This window comes from Cyanobium gracile PCC 6307, assembly GCF_000316515.1.
GTDB lineage: Bacteria > Cyanobacteriota > Cyanobacteriia > PCC-6307 > Cyanobiaceae > Cyanobium > Cyanobium gracile.
Genome location: NC_019675.1, coordinates 1622773 through 1639613, shown reverse-complemented (window position 1 = coordinate 1639613; position 16841 = coordinate 1622773). Strand labels below are relative to the sequence as shown.

Here is a 16841-nt window from a genome sequence, read left to right as displayed (position 1 = left end):
TCCCCCAGGGGGCCGGAACCACCGTGGCAGGGCATGTAGCTCAGTTGGATAGAGCGTCAGATTCCGGTTCTGAATGTCGGGGGTTCGAGTCCCTCCATGCTCGTCAGCCCAGTCACCCTCACCCCTCTTCACTGCTCCGCAGGTTGAGGCCCATGGCCCGGATCCCCCCCGGGTCCACCACGAACCCGGCCCGGGTGAGGGCGGTCACCGCTTCGGGCGGGGCGGACAGGGAGATGCTGCAGCCGCTCAGTTCCCGCCGCAGACGGGCCAGGGCCGTCTGCACCAGGGCGCCGATGACCTCGTCCCGGCAGGGGTCGGCCGGATCGGCCATCAGGTCCCAGAGGTTGGCATTGAGGGCCTGGTCACTGGTGGCGCGCACGAAGCCCACCAGCCGGCCGCCGGGGTTGAGCACCACCAGATGCCAGGTGCTGCGCTCCAGCACCCGCTGCCAGCGCTCCGGGCTGCGGGGGCCATCCCCGCAGGCCACCAGCAGCTGGTTGAGGCCGGCCGGATCCGGGTCGTGCTGCTGCAGCAGGGCGTAACCCTCCCGCAGGCGTGGAGTCGGGGGCTGGCTGCGGAAGGGGATCAACAGAGAGTCCAGGGAATCAGCCCGTGTTGCGCATGCCGGCGGCGATGCCGTTGATGGTGAGCAGGGCGCCGCGGAGCAGTTCGCTGCGGCTGTAGGTGCGGCCGTCGCCGCCGCCTCCCGGCCCGTCGCCGGGCCCCTCACTCATGGGGGGCTGCCGTTTCTGCTCCCGCAGCCGGCGCAGCAGCGCCACCTGCAGGTAGCCCAGGGGGATGATCGTGCGGTTGCGCAGGTCGACCGACAGCTGCAGGGCCGGGTCGCCGTCCAGCAGCCGGCTGTGGTTGCTGATGCGCAGCACCAGGGAATGGGTGAGGGCGAACTCACTGGCGATCGCCTCGAAGATCTGGGCGAACACCTCCCTGTTCTGGGGGCGTCCCAGGGAGGTGACGTAATGGCCGGCCAGCTCCAGGTCGACCTTGGAGAGGGTCATCTCCACCTTGGAGATCAGCATGCGGAAGAAGGGCCAGCGCTGGTAGAGCAGCTGCAGCAGCTCCATCTGCTCGCCGTCGGCGTCGAGCTCGGCCTGCAGGGCCGTCCCCACCCCGTACCAGCTGGGCAGCAGGAAACGGCTCTGGGTCCAGCCGAACACCCAGGGGATGGCCCGCAGGCTGGAGAGGTCCTTGGCGCCGCTCTTGCGCCGCGCCGGCCGGCTGGAGATCTGCAGCTTGCTGATCTCCTCGATCGGTGTGACCTGCTGGAAGAAGGCCACCAGGTCGGGGTTGTCGTGCACCAGGGCCCGGTAGTGGTCGCGGGAGCGGGCCGCCAGCCGCTCCATCAGCACGTTCCAGGTGGGGGTGTCGTCCACCGGGGTGCTGACCATGCTGTTCTGGAGCACGGCGGTGGTGACCGTTTCCAGGTTGTAGAGGGCCAGTTCCGGCAGGGAGTACTTGGAGGCCAGCACCTCCCCCTGCTCGGTGATCTTGATGCGCCCTTTGAGGGTGCCGCTGGGCTGGGCCAGGATCGCCTGGTAGGCGGGGCCGCCGCCCCGGCCCACCGAGCCGCCGCGGCCGTGGAAGATGCGCAGGGCCACGTCATGGGCATCGGCCAGCGACTGCAGGGCGATCTGGGCCCGGTGGATCTCCCAGTTGCTGGAGAGGAAGCCGGAATCCTTGTTGCTGTCGGAGTAGCCCAGCATCACCTCCTGCAGGGGCTGCTCACCGTCGCTGTTGCTGATCAGCAGCTGGCGGTAGAAGGGGTCGGCGAACAGCCGCCCCATCACGGCCGGGGCCCCCTGCAGGTCTTCTACCGTTTCGAACAGGGGGATCACCAGCAGGGCCGATTTCTGGGCCATCGGATCCACCAGCCCGGCCTCCTTGGCCAGCAGCACCACCTCCAGCAGGTCCGACACCGTGTGACTCATGGAGATCACATAGGTGCGGCAGATGCGCCGGCCGAACTCCTGCTGCAGCCGCTGCAGCATCCGGAACACGGCGAAGGTCTCGGCGGTGGGGGCGCTCCAGCGGGCCGCCGGCGGCAGCAGGGGCCGGCGGGTCTTGAGTTCGCTCAGCAGCCACTCCACCCGCTGCTCCTCGTCCATCTCGCCGTAGGGCACCGGCAGCAGCAGGTAGCGGCTGAGCTCATCGATGGCGTCGCTGTGGCGGGTGCTCTCCTGGCGGATGTCGAGGCTGGCCAGGGAGAAGGCGAAGATGTGCACCTGGCTGAGCAGGTCCTGCAGGGCTTCGCAGCTCAGGCCCGTGGCATCGAGGCTCTCCTTGATCAGCTCCAGGTCGGTGCGGAATTCCTCCACCGAGGCGTAGTGGAGTTCCTGGGGTGGGGCCGGCTCCATCAGGCTGCTCAGTCCGGCCTCGTAGCCCGAGGACCCGTCGCAGGGGGATTCCCAGCCCGCCTCGGCCAGCTGCTGGTTGCGCTGCTGGGTGAGGCGCAGCCGCTCGAGGGTGTAGCTCAGCTTCAGCCGGTAGGGCTCGAGCCGGTAGCGGGCGGCCCGCTCCTCGTAGATCTCCGGGAAGCGCAGTCGGTCCATCTCGAGGGATTCCAGCAGGGCCGCGCTCACCTGGCTCCACTGCATCGAGATGCTGAGCTGGTCGCGCAGGACCGACACCGACTGGATGTAGCGGGCCAGCATCAGCTGCCGCTGGAAGCAGGCCGTGCGCCAGGTCACGTCCGGGGTCACCGAGGGGTTGCCGTCCCGGTCGGATCCCACCCAGGAACCGAAGGTGCAGAAGGCGTCCCGGGGGGGCTGCACGTCGGGGTAGCTGGCGGCAAGGGCGGCGCGGATGCGCTGGCGCAGCTGGGGCAGGGCATCGAAGAGCACCTGCTGGAAGTAGTGGAGGGCGTAATCGACCTCATCGATCACCGACGGCTTGAACTGGTGCAGCTCGTCGGTGCGCCACCACAGCCGGATCTCCTCCTCGAGCTGCTGGCGCAGCCGGTCGTTGTCGTCCGGGTTGCCCTGGCCGTTCACCTGAAGCTTCTGGATCAGGGCCGCCACCCGCCGTTGCTTGTGGCGCACGGTGTGGCGCACGATCTCGGTGGGGTGGGCCGTGAACACCAGCCGGATGTCGAGCTCCCGCAGCAGCCCCTCCAGCTGGCCCGGGGGCACATTGAGGGCGCGCAGCCGCTCGAACAGCTGGCGGAAGGTGGCCGGATCGCTCTGGCTGGCCAGGGGCGGCAGGAACGGGTCGTTGCTGGCGGGGGCGGGGGCCCGCTTGATGCTTTCGAGGTAGCTGTCCTCCTCGATGTGCTGCTCGAGGATGTTGACCAGCTGGAAGTAGAGCGAGAAGGCCCTGGCTGCGGCGATGCCCTCGGCCAGATCCATGGCCTTGATCAGGGCCACGATGCCGTCGGTGTCGACGGCGGAGGGGGCCTCAGGATCCAGGCCCGGCGCCACCGGACCGCTCAGTTCCTTGAGCCGCAGCAGACGATCCACCTGCTCGGGCGGGCATTCACTGCGCAGCACCGTCTGCCAGAGATCCTCCACCAGCTCCAGCCGCTCGGTGAGCAGTCGGATCACCCCGGGTGAGGCCTCGGCGGGAACGACCGAAGGCTCGGTCAGGTGGAGCCGCATGGGGGCGGTGGGCGCGGGGGTGCTGTTCATGATCCTCCAGGAACCTGGGCTGCTTCTGTCGCCAGCCATGCGTCCAGGGCCCTCTCCCGCCGTTCGAGAGCCTCGGCCTCGCTGCCGATGATGGCACCGATGCTTTCGCCGTGCCCAAGGCGCGCCAGCCATCGCATCGCCTGGTTGCCGCCGGCGAGCAGGTCGTGGAGGGGCGCCAGCCACCGGGCCAGCCCCAGTTCGGCCGCCAGCGGCGCCATCGCTTCGAGTTCGGCGGCAATCCAGGCGCGGGCCTCCAGGGTCTCGCCGGTGCGCCAGTGCACCAGCCGGGCCTGGAGGCTGGAGCGCGCCGCCGCCCGGTCGTTGGCATCGGCGATGGCCTCCAGCTCGGCGGCCCCGAACCGGCCAGCGGCCAGGGGATCCTGGCCCGCGCGATCCTGCAGCAGCTGCTGCAGGCGCAGTTCGGTGAAGGCGGTGACCGCCAGCAGCAGCAGCGGATCGTCGATCAGGTCGCAGATGCGGATCTCGAGGCGGTTGAGGCCATGGGGGCGGTCGTCGCCGTTGGGCCGCACCGACGTCCAGAGGTGGCGGACGTTGCGCATCGCCCCGGCGGCCAGCTGCTCCTCCATCCAGTCGATGTAGTGGCGGTGGTCCCGGAACAGGGGCACCAGGGGCGGCGTGATCGGGAACTGCAGCCAGCGCTGGGAGTGGGCCCCGGTGACCTCCCCGTCGAGGAAGGGGGAGCTGGCGCTGAGGGCGAGCAGCAGGGAGGCTTCGCAGCGCAGCAGTCGCAGGCCCGCGAACAGGGCGTCCATCTCCGTCAGGCCCAGGTTGATGTGGACGCTGGCGGTCACCACCCGGGTGCCATAGGTGGCCTCGATGTAGCCGTGGTAAGGGTTCTCGGGGTCGGAGCGCTCGAAGCGGCGGCTGTCCCCCAGGCTCAGGGTGCTGCCGGGCAGCAGGGTCAGCTGGCGCGGCTGGAGCCAGCGGCGCAGGCGCCGGCGCGGTTCCAGCAGCAGCTCCAGCTGGGTGATGTAGGAGGCCTCGGGCGGGGTGACGTACTCCAGGTTGCGGTGGTCCGGTTCGGTCATGAACCCCGCCAGTGCGGCGGCCGCTTCGGCGGAGCAGCCCACCACCGTGCCGTCGGCCCGGCCGGTGTACATCTCCACTTCAAAGCCCTTCAGCAGGAGGGGGCCGCTCATGGCGTCGCGGCGGCCGGGGCTGGCTCCAGGCAGGCGAGGGCCTTGAGCATGCCGCGGGCCTTGTTGCGGGTTTCCTGGTACTCCGCCTCCGGCCGGGAGTCGGCCACGATCCCGGCACCCGCCTGGACCTGCACCCGCCAGCCGCCCTCGGGGTGGGGCAGCACCACCATGGTGCGGATCGTGATGGCCGTGTTGAGGGCTCCGGCCAGATCCACCGCCCCGTAGACGCCCGAGTAGGGCCCGCGGGCCTCCGGTTCGAGGGCGTGGATCAGCTGCATGGCGCGGATCTTGGGGGCGCCGCTCACGGTGCCCGCCGGGAAGGAAGCCATCAGCAGGTCCCAGATGTCGTGATCCTCGGTCAGCAGCCCCTCCACCTCGCTGACGATGTGCATCACATGGGAGTACTTCTCGATCACCATCAGCTCGGTGACCTGCACCGTGCCGGCCCGGCAGACCCGGCCCAGGTCGTTGCGGCCCAGGTCGACCAGCATCACGTGCTCCGCCCGCTCCTTCGGATCGGCCAGCAGCTCCTCGGCCAGGGCCGCATCCTTGGCGTCATCCGCGCCACGGGGCCGGGTGCCGGCGATGGGCCGCAGGGAGGCCTTCACCCCTGCGGCACAGGGCTCAGCCTTCACCATCACCTCGGGGCTGGAGCCGATCAGGTGCCAGTCGCCGAAGTTGAAGAACGCCATGTAGGGCGAGGGGTTGACCATCCGCAGGCTGCGGTAGAGATCGAACGGGTCGTGGGTCACCCTGGCTTCGAACCGCTGGCTCAGCACCAGCTGGAACACGTCACCGGCGGCGATGTGCTCGGCCGCCGCCGCCACGGCTCCCTGGAACTCCTGCTGGTCCCGGTTGCTGCGGGTGGCCAGCTCGGCGCCGCTCGCCTCGTGCCAGGCCAGCGGCTTGACGTGCGCCGGCAACGGGGCGTGCATGCGGGCCTCGAGGGCCGCGATGCGGGACGCCGCCCGGTCGTAGGCCTCGCCGGGATCGGCCCCCGCGGAGAGATCCACGTAGGACACCGCCGTGATCTGGCGTTTCACCTGGTCGAACACCAGCAGGCTGTCGGCCAGCATCCAGCAGCCATCCGGCGGGGCCCCGTCCGGGGCGTCGTGGACCGGCACGCTGGGCTCGATCCAGCGGATCAGTTCGTAGCCCCAGAAGCCGAACAGCTGGGCCACCGTCGGCAGGCCCTCCACCGGGCCGGGGCGCAGGGGGGCCAGGGCCTCCCGCAGCAGGGAGAAGGGGTTGCCTTGGAGCTGTTCACTGCGGCCATCCCGCCAGCGCCTCTCCCCCCGGTCGCCGCGGCAGGTGAGGGTCCAGAGCGGGTCGCTGACGACGAAGCTCCAGCGGCCCAGCTGCTCGCCACCCTCCACCGATTCCAGCAGCACGCCATGGCTGCTGTCCGCCCCCACCTTCAGCCAGGTGGTCAGGGGGGTCTCCAGGTCGGCGGGCCAGCGCTTCCAGAGGGGCAGGAGATTGACGGCCAAGTCAGCACCTGCTTCCCCACCGGCGATGCGGGCGAGGAAGGCGCTGCGATCAGAACCGGGCATCACGGCGACAGGCAGGCAAAAAAAACGGGGCTCCCGGCCCCGCCGTTATAGGTGCTGGCCGGCCAGGCTCAGGCTTCGTGCGTGGCCTTGCCGCTGAACTTGAGGCTGGCGGGGTTGGGGTTGGCGCCGATGCTGCGGGGGGTGTGGCCCACCATGGGACGGCCTTCGTTCACCTTCTCGGGGAAGACGCCGTCCTTGGGGTGCAGGAATTCGGTGTCGCCGCCGGGGTAGATCCGGTAGATCTTGTAGTCCTCGATCCGGGGCTTGAACTTGGTGCGGAGCTGGGTGCCCAGGGCCAGGCACTGCTCCTTACGGGCGAAGTACATGAGGTTGTCGCCTTCGTGCATCTCCGCGGCGCCGCCGGTGGGGAGCTCGAACGCCTGGGCCTTGGTGCTGCTCCAGGTGATGGCGTACTTCTCCTCGGTCTCCGCCGAGTTCAGCAGGCCACCGGTGCTGCCGATGGACTTCGGAAGTTGACCGTGGAGGGCCGTATCAGGCATGGCTCGCAGACCGTTTCAGGCGGAAACTAGCACCGTGTTTTTGGCCTTCCGGGCGCCCCCGGCGGACTCTTCACACCCGTCAACAAACCCGGCAGCGGCCACCTCAGCCGCTGCGCTCGGCGGTCGGGAAGAACACGGTCAGGTTGCTGCCCCCCCGTTCGGTGAGCCGCCCCCCCAGGCGGTGGAAGAGCCGCTGGGTGGCCTGGCGGCTGAGCTGCAGGCTGCCGGTCTCCGGGTTCCAGCTCAGCACCGGACCCACCGGCATCGGCACGGCGGCCGCCACCCCATCGGCCTCGCGGCTCTCCGGGTCGTCGCTGCTGAGCTGGAGCTTCAGCCGCGAACCCGCCGGCAGCAGCCGCAACCGCACTTCGCTGCCGCTGGGCAGGCTGCGGCTGAATCGGTCCATCAGGCCGCCGAGCATGGTCTCGAGCCGGCTGGGATCGCTCATCACCGGCGGCAGGTCGGCAGCAATTTCGAGCACCAGCCGCAGGTCGCGGCGGCCCAGCTGCCGTTGCCAGAGCTCCTCCAGCTGGTAAAGCAGCCGGCTCAGGTCCGTGCGGGCCAGTTCGCTGTCGCTCAGGGGCTGGGCGCTGCCGGGCTGGCGCTGCAGTTCCGCCGCCAGGAAGATCAGGCCGAAGCGGTCGATCTGTTCGCTGCATTCCCCGTCGATCTGCTCCAGCCGCTGCCGCACCACCGCCGGCAGGTCGGTGCGGCGCAGCAGGGAGCGGATCAGGGTGCGGATCGTGGCCAGGGGGGTGCGCACCTCATGGGTGAGGGCCTCGAGCAGGGCCAGTTCGCTGCTCACGGCGTCGCCGCCTTCGCTGCGCTTCTCCCCATGCACCAGCGGCTGCAGGGTGACGCTGGGGGCCATGGCGGCCAGGCGCTGGGCCAGCAGGGGCCAGAAGCGGGTGCCCAGATCGGGATCGTTCCTGAGCGGGCCCAGCAGCTGCAGGCGGCGGCGCAGCCCCAGGCCCGCGACCGGATCATCCTGGGCCAGGCGGCGATCGAGCAGCTCCAGGGCGGCCGACAGGACCGGCGCGTCGAAGCGCACCACCAGGCGGCGCTCCTGCGGGGCACCGTCCAGGGCCAGGGCCACCTGCAGCACCGGGGTGATCAGCACCAGCAGCGGATCGGTGCCGTCGTCCTCCCGCAGGCTCAGGCGCTGGAAGCCCCCCGGCCGGCCGGCCGTTCCCCGGGGGGGCGTGCCGTGGTCCGCCGGCAGGGGCGCCATCCCCGGCAGCAGCGGCAGCCCCGGGGGCATGAGGTTGCCCACCTGGGCGGGGGTCCAGACCCAGCCGTCGAGCCACTCCAGAAGGGCGGGTTCGTAGAGGGCCGGCAGCGGCGCCGCCAGCCACACCCCCGGCTGGGGAGGGGCGGCCCCGAGCAGGTCCGCCTGCACCGTGGCCAGGGCGGCCCACCACTGGCGCCGCACACTGTCCTCGTCTCCCCGCCCGGCCGGGACACCGGCCGCCAGCAGGCGGCGCAGGTCCCCCAGGCTCACCACCATCGCCGCAGGCTGCGGCTGCGCCGGGCCACGGAGGCGCAGAGCCCGAGGCTGATGCAGTTGACGAGCATGGCCGAACGGCCGTAGCTCAGGAAGGGCAGCGGAATGCCGGTGATCGGTCCCAGGCCGATGGTCATGTTGATGTTCACCACCACCTGAAACATCAGCATGGCGCCGATGCCCACCACCACGAGCGATTCGTAATCGCTGGCGGCCCGGCCGGCGATCTGCAGCAGGCGCCAGATCAGCACCACGAAGCCCACCACCACCAGCATCGAGCCGATGAAGCCGGTCTCCTCGCCCAGGGCGCTGAAGATGAAATCGGTGTGCTGCTCGGGGATGAAGCGCAGCTTGGTGAGGGAGCCGTTCATCAGGCCGGTGCCCCAGAGCTGCCCGGAACCGATGCCCACGGTGCTCTGCAGCAGGTGGTAGCCGCCCCCGAGGGGATCCTGGGCCGGATCCAGGAACAGGGTGAGCCGGGCCCGCTGGTGCGGGCGCAGTCCGTGCTCCCAGAGCCAGGGTGTCCCGACGGCGAACAGGCCCTGGACGGCCAGCACCAAAGAGATCCCCACCGCCTTCCAGGGCAGGGAACGCCACGCCACCCAGCCCATCAGCGGGATCCAGCCCAGCAGCAGCCAGGGCATGGTGCCGGCCATGATCGCCGTGAAAAGGGGCGAGAGCAGCAGCAGCAGCCAGGTGGCGGGCATGCCCGACCAGAACAGCATCACCAGCAGCACCGCCCCGAAGACCAGCGAGGTGCCCAGATCCGGCTGCACGAACACCAGCAGCCACGGCACGCTGATCATGGCCACCGGCCGCAGCAGATCGATCGGCCGCTCCACCGGGTACTTGGAGAGCACCCCCGCCAGCAGCAGGATCGCCGCCACCTTGGCGAACTCCGAGGGCTGCACGTAGAAGCCGCCGATGTTGATCCAGCTCTGGGCCCCGAGGGCGCTGACCCCGATGATCCGCACCGCGACCAGGCTCGCCACCATGAGGATGTAGATCGGCCACTGGAAGCGGGCGATGCGCTCCAGGGGCACGCGGGCCAGCAGCAGGGCCACCACCAGGCCCACCGCTGCGGTGATCCAGTGCTGGTACCAGTCGGTGGTGGCCTGCTGGCGCTGGGTGCTGGCGATCAGGGCCCCCGCCAGCAGCGTCAGGGCGATGGGGATGCCCCAGAGGAGGGGATCGAAGCCGGGGCCGCGCCGCTTGGCCCCCTTGGCGGCGAACCCACCGCGCCGGGGGCTGAGAACCGCCATCGCTTCAGGCGAGCGCCGGGCTGAGGGAGCAGCTGGTGCTCAGCCGCTCGGCCAGCTCGGTGAAGGCGCGGCCGCTGGCCGAGTCTGGTGCCGACAGCACCACCGGCAAGCCCCGCTCACCGCCCTCGAGCACGGGCATCTCCATGGGCAGCTGGGCCAGCAGGGGCACGTCGGCCTCGTCGGCCAGCCGCTGGCCGCCGCCGCTGCCGAACAGGGCGTAGCGGCGATCGGGCAGATCCGGGGGGATGAAGGCGGTCATGTTCTCCACCACCCCGAGCACCGGCACGCCCATCTGCAGGAACATCGCCAGGCCGCGGCGGGCATCTTGCAGCGACACCAGCTGGGGGGTGGTGACGATCACCGCGCCGGCCATGGGCACGGCCTGGGCGAGGGTGAGCTGGGCGTCGCCGGTGCCGGGGGGGAGATCCACCACCAGCACGTCCCGTTCGCCCCAGTTCACCTGATAAAGGAACTGGCGGATGATGCCGTTGAGCATCGGACCACGCCAGACCACCGGCTGGTTCTCCTGGATCAGCAGGCCCATCGACACCATGACGATGCCGCAGGTCTCGATCGGCTCCAGCACCTGGTCGTTGCCGCTGCCCGTCACCTGGGGGCTGCGGTCGGCCACCCCGAGCATCGTTGGCGCATTGGGTCCGTAGATGTCGGCATCGAGCAGGCCCACCCGCAGGCCGGAGGCGGCCAGGGCACAGGCCAGGTTCACCGCCACCGTGCTCTTGCCCACGCCCCCTTTGCCGCTGCTGACGGCGATGACCTGGCGCACGCCGGGGATGCCCTGCCGCTCCGGCAGCTGGGCCCCGCCGGGGCCGTGGCCGGCGGCGCCGATGGGGCCCGAGGAGGGGGCGGCGGGCGGCTGGGCCAGTTCGATCTGCACGTCGTTGATGCCCTCCACGTCCAGCAGGGCGCTGCGGGCCTCGGCGGCGATGCGCTCCCGCTGGCTGTTGGCGAAACCGGGCAGGGCGAGGCGGAACACCGCCCGGCTGCCCTGCTGGCGCAGGTCGCTGATCCAGCCCAGCTCCAGCAGGCTGCGGCCACTGCCGGCGTCGCGGAGCGGCTGCAGGGCCTCAAGGAGGATGTCGGCGCTGGCCATGCGGCGGCGGCAGGGTCGGGGTGGACGGCGATCCTAGGGGCGGCCCTTCGGGCCGGTCGGGCCGGACGGGGGCTCCTGCGGCGGCCCCGCGGCAAGCCCGCGGCAGCACCCCCGTGGCCCCGCGGCAGCCCCGGGGTGGCTCCCGGGCCCCTTCTCCAGCCCGTGACAGACGCTCTCGAACCCTTGTGGGACCCCCCGACGGGCTGAAAAGGTGTGCGGATGTTCCGCGTCCGCCGCGCTGCCGTTCCATGGAGATGCCACCTGCCGATTCCCGCAGCCGCGCCAAGGCCCTGCTGATGGGCCTGCAGGACTCGATCTGCGCGGGTCTCGCCAGCCTCGATGGCGGGGCCGACTTCGAGGAGCAGAGCTGGGAGCGGCCGGAGGGCGGCGGCGGCCGCTCCCGGGTGATGAAGGACGGCCGCGTGTTCGAGCAGGGCGGCGTCAACTTCTCCGAGGTGGAGGGGGAGCGGCTGCCCCCCTCGATCCTGTCCCAGCGCCCCGAGGCGGAGGGCCACCGCTGGTTCGCCACCGGCACCTCGATGGTGCTCCACCCCCGCAACCCCTTCGTGCCCACGGTGCACCTCAACTACCGCTATTTCGAGGCGGGGCCGGTGTGGTGGTTCGGCGGCGGCGCCGACCTCACCCCCTACTACCCCTTCCTGGAGGACGCCCGCCACTTCCACCGCACCCTCAAGGGGGCCTGCGACGGGGTCGATCCGGCCTACTACACGGTGTTCAAGCCCTGGTGCGACGAGTACTTCTTTCTGAAGCACCGGGGCGAGACCCGGGGCGTGGGCGGCATCTTCTACGACTACCAGGACCCCGGCGGGGTGCTCTACAAGGGGGGCGACCCCGAGGGGCCGGCGGCGGCGGCCAGCGCGGCCGTTGGGCCGCTCCACCAGAACTGGGAGCAGCTCTTCGCCCTGGCCTCGGCCTGCGGCAACGCCTTCCTGCCGAGCTACGTGCCGATCGTGGAGCGCCGCCAGGGGCTTGCCTGGGGCGAGGTGGAGCGCCAGTTCCAGCTCTACCGCCGCGGCCGCTACGTGGAGTTCAACCTGGTGTTCGACCGGGGCACGATCTTCGGCCTGCAGACCAACGGCCGCACCGAATCGATCCTGATGTCGCTGCCGCCCCTGGTGCGCTGGGAGTACGGCTACACGGCGGCAGCCGGCAGCCGCGAGGCCCTGCTGACCGAGCTGTTCACTCGTCCGCAGAACTGGCTTGAAGACCCTTCCCTGGAGGAGCGCTGCCGACCCCACCAGGCGGTGGGCTGAGCGGCATGGCGGTGGCCGGGCTGCGGCCCAGACCCACCTCGAGGGCCGTCACGATCCGCTCGGCGATGGTCAGCACCGTGTCGGAACGGGTGGCCGGGTTGCGCAGCGAGCGCTCCAGCGGACCCTCCAGCTTGCCCACCTCCAGCAGGGCGATGCCGCGCCTGGGTCCGCCGAGACCGCCCCGGAAGGCCATGGGGAACCCGCCGAACGCCGCGGCCAGGCTTTCGTCGAGGGAGCTGAAGGGGCGGTGCAGGGGCGGGATCAACCCCGATCCGATGCCGTCGGGGCCCCAGGCGTCGAAGTGGATCTCCAGGGCGTAGCCGCCGCTGGCGGCGTGCTGCCGGCCCACGCTCCAGTTGGTGCTGGGGTGGTTGCCATCCGGGATCGTGCGGAAGGGGGGGCGGTAGGAGCTGATGCGCAGCCCCCGCTGCTGGCCCAGGGTCACCACCGCCTCGGCGACGACCATGTTCCAGTAGAGCTCGTCGCTGATGCCCGGCAGCATCGGCGGTGCTCCGGCAGCCACGGCGGCGCCGCTGGTGCCGGCGCCGTTCATCCCCTGGGAATCGGCATGGCCGGCCAGCACCAGGATCGGGGTGTCCGGATCGACGGGGCGGGTGCCGATCCAGTCCCGGCCCAGGCGGCTGCGGGGACCGGTGATCGGATCGAAGCCGGCCAGCGCCGGCGCCTGGATCGGGCTGGCCGGCACGGCCGCTTCGGCGCCACGGGCCAATGGCGCCAGGGGGACGAGGTTGCCGATCAGCAGGGCCGGCCCCACCAGCCAGGACGGGAGAGGGGAACCCATCGGCTCAGATCGGAGAGGAGAGCAGGGAACCGTCGCTGGCGAGCTGGAGACCGGGGCCCAGTTCCCGCTCGATGGCGATCAGTTCGTCCCGGTGGGCGCGCAGCCGCAGGGTGCTGCCGCCGTCGCTGTCGCCGCTGATCAGGCGCAGCTCCAGGCTCTCGGGCCGGGCGGCCCGGCGCCGGTAGATCACCCCGGCCAGGGGTCCCACCAGGGCCAGGAGCAGGGGCCACCAGCCGAGGGAGGGCAGCACCTGGCGGAGCACCAGGCCGAGACAGGCGGCGCCGACGCTGCCCAGCAGCGAGAGCAGCAGGGCCAGGGGCGGGCTGGAGCTCACCTGGCCGCGGAAGCGCAGCAGCTGGCGCTCGGGATCGCCGGCCTCGGTCCGCCAGCCCCGGGCGGTGAGCCAGTCGGAGATGCCCTCGAGCACCTGCACCGGCGGCTGGGGGGAATGCACGTCCACCACCGTGGTGCGGTCCTTGCTGGCGGCCCTCAGAAAGAACACCAGGCCGATGGCCATCAGCAGGGTGAGCAGGAGGGTGGAACCCAGGGTGGGCATGGCGGCGTGGCCGGTTGGGCCCGCATTCTGGCCCGACCGGCCTGGTCGGCGGCCGCCGTGGGCGACGATGGCCGCCACTCCTCTGTTTCCCCATGGCCCAGACCCCTTCCAGCGGCAGTGCCAGCCCCGGTCCGCCGGCCCGTTTCGCTGTCTTCGACCACGACCTTGACGCCGCCTGGGAGGAGCTGTTCGGCCAGGCCCGGGCCCTGGCGATCGACACCGAGGCCATGGGGCTCATCCATGGGCGTGACCGCCTCTGCCTGGTGCAGATCTGCGACGACCACGACAACGTCTGCTGCATCCGGGTGTCGCGGGGGCAGACGGAGGCGCCGCGGCTGAAGGTCCTGTGCGAGAACCCGGCGATCGAGAAGGTGTTCCACTTCGCCCGCTTCGACGTGGCGGCGCTGGCGGAGAACCTCGGCATCGCCGTGGACCCCGTCTTCTGCACCAAGGTGGCCAGCCGCCTGGCCCGCACCTACGCCCCGCGCCACGGCCTCAAGGACGTGGTCAATGAACTGGTGGGGGTGGAGCTCGACAAGCAGGCCCAGAGTTCCGACTGGGGCCGGGTGGAGGAGCTCAGCGACACCCAGCTGGCCTATGCCGCCGGTGACGTGCGCTGGCTGCTGGCCGCCCGGGACCGGCTGGAGGTGATGCTGCGCCGCGAGGAGCGCTGGGAGCTGGCCCGCCGCTGCTTCGCCTGCGTGCCCGTGTTCTCCGCCCTCGATCGGCAACGGTTCAACCAGGTGTTCGAGCACTGAGTCCGGGCGCGCTGGGCGGCACACCGGGCGGCCGGCCTGTCGTGGCGCTCAGTCCTCGATCATGAACAGGTCGTCTTCCCCAACCGAGCGCAGCTGTCCGTCGAACAGCTGGCCCCGGTCGAGGCCGCTGGCCCTGGTTTCCTCCAGCAGCCGCTCCGCCAGGGCGAGCTTGGCGGCGGTGTCCCGGAGCCCTTCCTTGGCCGCCAGGATCTCCACCCGCCGGCGGGCCGCCGCCAGGCTGATGCCCAGGTGCGTGGCCAGATGACCGCAGGCGGCGTTGAAGCTGCGGTCGGGGATGCCGGGCATCGGTGCGGAGGACAACGGGGCGGTCGGCCCCATCATCCCCCTACCCCGGCAGCAGCCTCTCCCGGATCAGGGCCGCCAGTCGGGCGCTGCCACCGGCCCCTCCCATGCGGCGCCGGCCGATGCGGCCCAGCCGGGCCCGCTCCCCGTCGTCGTCCAGCAGGGCGAGCAGCCGGTTGCGCAGCTCGGCTGGCCCGTGGCAGGGCTGCACCGCTCCCCCCAGAAGCCTGCTCTGGCGGCGGGCGAAACCGGCCTTGAACTGGGGCCCCGGCCCGGGCAGCGACAGGGCAGGAACTCCCAGCCCCACCAGCTGCTCGGTGGCGGTGCCAGCGGTGGCGAGCCCCAGCTCCGCCAGCGGCGCCCAGGCCGCGAACCGGCCCGGACCCACCAGCAGCTCCAGGGGGCCGCGTTTCCAGAGGACCGCGGCCCCTGAGCCCCCCGGCGGCCTGCCGGGGATGAAGCCCGCCCCCGCCAGGGGAGCGGTCAGTTCGGCGGCATCGGGACGGGAGCCGGTGGCCAGCAGCACGCTGATCGCTGGGGACCCTTCGGCCGGCGGCAGGGCCGCCAGCAGGGCGCGAAGGTTGCCGAGGGCCTCGGGCAGGCGGCTGCCGGGCAGCAGCAGCAGGCGGCGCCGACCCCGCAGCCAGTCGGGCAGCGGCGGGGCAGGGGCGAAGCCATCCATCATCGGATTGCCCGGGGCGACGGCCCGCACCCCGTGGTGCCGCAGCCCCCGGGCGGTGAGGCGATCCCGCACCGCCACCAGCCGGCAGCGGCGCCGGCCCATCAGGGCCCATTCCCAGGGGTCCCATTCGCTGCCCTTGGCCCGGTGGTACCCATCGGCCAGGGGGGAGCGGCCCCAGCCGGCCGGTGCCGGCGAGGCCCAGGTGTGGTCGCTCTTGGGGGTGCCGAGGAAGCCGTAGGGGCCGCCCCCGGCCCAGGCCATCAGCAGGGGCAGCAGGTCCCCCACCGCCAGGATCGGCAGGCCCTGCCGGCCCCAGCGCCGCACGATCCGCCACTGCTGCCAGCTGAGCAGCGGCAGCCCGGCCGCCAGGTCCATCAGCAGCCCCGCCAGGCTCTGGTTGCTGAAGCCGCCGCTGGGCAGCGGCTGCCGCGGGCCGACCCGGCGCAGCTCCCCGGCGGCCTCGGCGCCGGCGTAGGCCTGGCCGACCCCCACCAGCGGCAGCACGTCGACCTCCAGCCCGGGGGCCTGCCGCCTGAGGGCCTCAATCAGCCGCAGGGCGATCAGATCCTCCCCATGGCCGTTACTCAGAACCAGCAGACGAGGGGAGGACATGCCATGGCTGATACGATCCGCTGCGGGGAGTTTGCTCCCCGGCAGGCGGCATGGCCAAGTGGTAAGGCAGAGGATTGCAAATCCTTTATCCCCAGTTCGAATCTGGGTGCCGCCTCTGCAACAACCGGGAATTTCCCGGCCTCTCCCCTCGCTGGGGAGCGTTCGGCACGGTGACCGCCCATCGGTGGCAGACTGCACCGGACATGCCGATGAGGACTGCGGTGGCAGCCAATTCCCCGGAAGAGCCGGATCCGTTCGTGGCGCTTCTCAGCGAGGAATGTCTGGAGATGATTGAAAAGATCCAGGCCTATCGCGAAAGAATTCAGCTTCCCTCCACACCCAGGGCCATTCTGGAGGATGCCATCATCGAGTACTACACCGCTCTTAAGCGGGTCGGCAACTGGTGAAGGGTGCGCGGTGATCGGGTCACCGTTCTCCGAACCCACCTCTGATCATCCAGCATTCTGATCTTCAGAGCGTCTGATCGGCCGGCCGGGGGGACGTCGAGGCCCGCGCCCGTGCAGCAGTTCCGCCCGTTTCCTGTGCAGATTCATGGAGGATTCCGTCAGCACCACCCACTGGGCCAGGGTGGAGCAGTGTTCTTCGAAGGGCGGAAGATCCAGGCGCAGCGGCCGCCACGCCCCCGCATTGATCTCCTGATTGAGCTTCGACTGCGGCAGATCGTCGTTGGTGATGATCAGCCAGCGGTACTTGCTCTTGAAATGGTCGAGATAGTCCCGCACCAGCTGGTTGGGAAGATGCTGCAGCACATCCTTGACCAGGATCAGATCGGCCGGGGGGAGGCTGGCGAGGTCGTCGAACAGCTGGAAGTGAACCGTGTCGCTGGCGTGGCGTTCGCGGTTGGCGGCCACCACGGAGTCGACGATGTCGACCCCTGTGTAGGTGATGTCACCCCAGTGGATCAGGCGAGAGAACTGCCAGTCGCCACACCCGAAATCAACGACGCTGCCGATGTCGTTGAGCTGCAAAAAGCGCTGCAGGGTGGCGATGTATTCGCCGTTGAACTCCGGCCTGGACCCCTGTCCCGAGCCACCGCCCCAGGTGTCGCGTTGGTAGATGCGGGTGAAGGCGTCTTTGGTCGACATGCCGGCGGGCGGAGCGT

16 protein-coding genes and 2 tRNA genes are annotated in these 16841 nt (G+C 71.0%); 5 read left to right on the top strand and 13 right to left on the bottom strand.

Annotated features, from left to right (window positions below):
• Positions 1–29 precede the first annotated feature (29 nt).
• Positions 30–103: transfer RNA gene (locus tag CYAGR_RS07860), tRNA-Arg, on the top strand.
• A 15-nt stretch (positions 104–118) separates the two neighbouring features.
• On the opposite strand, the gene CYAGR_RS07855 is transcribed toward CYAGR_RS07860, so the two are convergent.
• The 8 genes from CYAGR_RS07855 to CYAGR_RS07820 form a co-directional block, all read right to left on the bottom strand.
• Positions 119–589, bottom strand: a complete 471-nt coding sequence (locus CYAGR_RS07855) for a hypothetical protein (protein ID WP_015109267.1) — start codon at positions 587–589, stop codon at positions 119–121.
• 16 nt (positions 590–605) lie between these two features.
• Complete coding sequence (gene ppc, locus CYAGR_RS07850) at positions 606–3611, bottom strand: phosphoenolpyruvate carboxylase (RefSeq protein ID WP_015109266.1); 3006 nt, start codon at positions 3609–3611, stop codon at positions 606–608.
• Positions 3612–3637: 26 nt separating this feature from the next.
• On the bottom strand, positions 3638–4801 hold the full coding sequence (gene gshA, locus CYAGR_RS07845; protein WP_015109265.1) for a glutamate--cysteine ligase: 1164 nt from the start codon (positions 4799–4801) through the stop codon (positions 3638–3640).
• Complete coding sequence (locus CYAGR_RS07840) at positions 4798–6354, bottom strand: anthranilate synthase component I family protein (RefSeq protein ID WP_015109264.1); 1557 nt, start codon at positions 6352–6354, stop codon at positions 4798–4800. The genes gshA and CYAGR_RS07840 overlap by 4 nt, the downstream gene beginning before the upstream one ends.
• Positions 6355–6422: 68 nt before the next feature.
• A complete protein-coding gene (gene psaD / locus CYAGR_RS07835) occupies positions 6423–6854 on the bottom strand; it encodes a photosystem I reaction center subunit II PsaD (RefSeq protein WP_015109263.1) in 432 nt (143 codons plus the stop codon).
• A 103-nt stretch (positions 6855–6957) separates the two neighbouring features.
• Complete coding sequence (locus CYAGR_RS07830) at positions 6958–8361, bottom strand: sensor histidine kinase (RefSeq protein ID WP_015109262.1); 1404 nt, start codon at positions 8359–8361, stop codon at positions 6958–6960.
• Positions 8352–9620 carry a rod shape-determining protein RodA gene (rodA, locus tag CYAGR_RS07825; protein WP_015109261.1) on the bottom strand — a complete coding sequence of 423 codons (1269 nt, stop codon included), beginning with the start codon at positions 9618–9620 and terminating at the stop codon, positions 8352–8354. The genes CYAGR_RS07830 and rodA overlap by 10 nt, the downstream gene beginning before the upstream one ends.
• A gap of 4 nt (positions 9621–9624) precedes the next feature.
• Complete coding sequence (locus CYAGR_RS07820) at positions 9625–10731, bottom strand: Mrp/NBP35 family ATP-binding protein (protein WP_015109260.1); 1107 nt, start codon at positions 10729–10731, stop codon at positions 9625–9627.
• 248 nt (positions 10732–10979) lie between these two features.
• Here CYAGR_RS07820 and hemF point away from each other — a divergent pair, with 248 nt between their 5' ends.
• Positions 10980–12005: an oxygen-dependent coproporphyrinogen oxidase gene (gene hemF, locus CYAGR_RS07815; RefSeq protein ID WP_015109259.1), complete on the top strand. Its 1026-nt coding sequence runs from the start codon at positions 10980–10982 to the stop codon at positions 12003–12005.
• Here hemF and CYAGR_RS07810 read toward each other — a convergent pair.
• On the bottom strand, positions 11932–12807 hold the full coding sequence (locus tag CYAGR_RS07810) for a hypothetical protein (RefSeq protein ID WP_015109258.1): 876 nt from the start codon (positions 12805–12807) through the stop codon (positions 11932–11934). The two genes, hemF and CYAGR_RS07810, sit on opposite strands and share 74 nt — an antisense overlap.
• Positions 12808–12811: 4 nt before the next feature.
• Positions 12812–13363 carry a cofactor assembly of complex C subunit B gene (locus CYAGR_RS07805; protein ID WP_015109257.1) on the bottom strand — a complete coding sequence of 184 codons (552 nt, stop codon included), beginning with the start codon at positions 13361–13363 and terminating at the stop codon, positions 12812–12814.
• Between the two features lie 92 nt (positions 13364–13455).
• Here CYAGR_RS07805 and CYAGR_RS07800 point away from each other — a divergent pair, with 92 nt between their 5' ends.
• Positions 13456–14121, top strand: a complete 666-nt coding sequence (locus CYAGR_RS07800) for a ribonuclease D (protein ID WP_015109256.1) — start codon at positions 13456–13458, stop codon at positions 14119–14121.
• A gap of 48 nt (positions 14122–14169) precedes the next feature.
• Here CYAGR_RS07800 and CYAGR_RS07795 read toward each other — a convergent pair whose 3' ends face one another.
• Together CYAGR_RS07795 and CYAGR_RS07790 are read right to left on the bottom strand one after the other, a co-directional pair.
• Positions 14170–14427, bottom strand: a complete 258-nt coding sequence (locus CYAGR_RS07795; protein WP_015109255.1) for a hypothetical protein — start codon at positions 14425–14427, stop codon at positions 14170–14172.
• 40 nt (positions 14428–14467) lie between these two features.
• Positions 14468–15718 carry a lipid-A-disaccharide synthase-related protein gene (locus tag CYAGR_RS07790; RefSeq protein WP_015109254.1) on the bottom strand — a complete coding sequence of 417 codons (1251 nt, stop codon included), beginning with the start codon at positions 15716–15718 and terminating at the stop codon, positions 14468–14470.
• Between the two features lie 44 nt (positions 15719–15762).
• Between CYAGR_RS07790 and CYAGR_RS07785 the strand changes: the two genes are divergently transcribed.
• A tRNA-Cys gene (locus CYAGR_RS07785) sits at positions 15763–15833 on the top strand.
• Positions 15834–15939: 106 nt separating this feature from the next.
• A complete protein-coding gene (locus CYAGR_RS07780) occupies positions 15940–16125 on the top strand; it encodes a hypothetical protein (protein ID WP_146134626.1) in 186 nt (61 codons plus the stop codon).
• A gap of 45 nt (positions 16126–16170) precedes the next feature.
• Here CYAGR_RS07780 and CYAGR_RS07775 read toward each other — a convergent pair whose 3' ends face one another.
• The gene (locus tag CYAGR_RS07775; protein ID WP_015109252.1) at positions 16171–16824 is read right to left on the bottom strand and encodes a class I SAM-dependent methyltransferase; all 654 of its coding nucleotides are present in this window, start codon (positions 16822–16824) and stop codon (positions 16171–16173) included.
• Positions 16825–16841 lie beyond the last annotated feature (17 nt).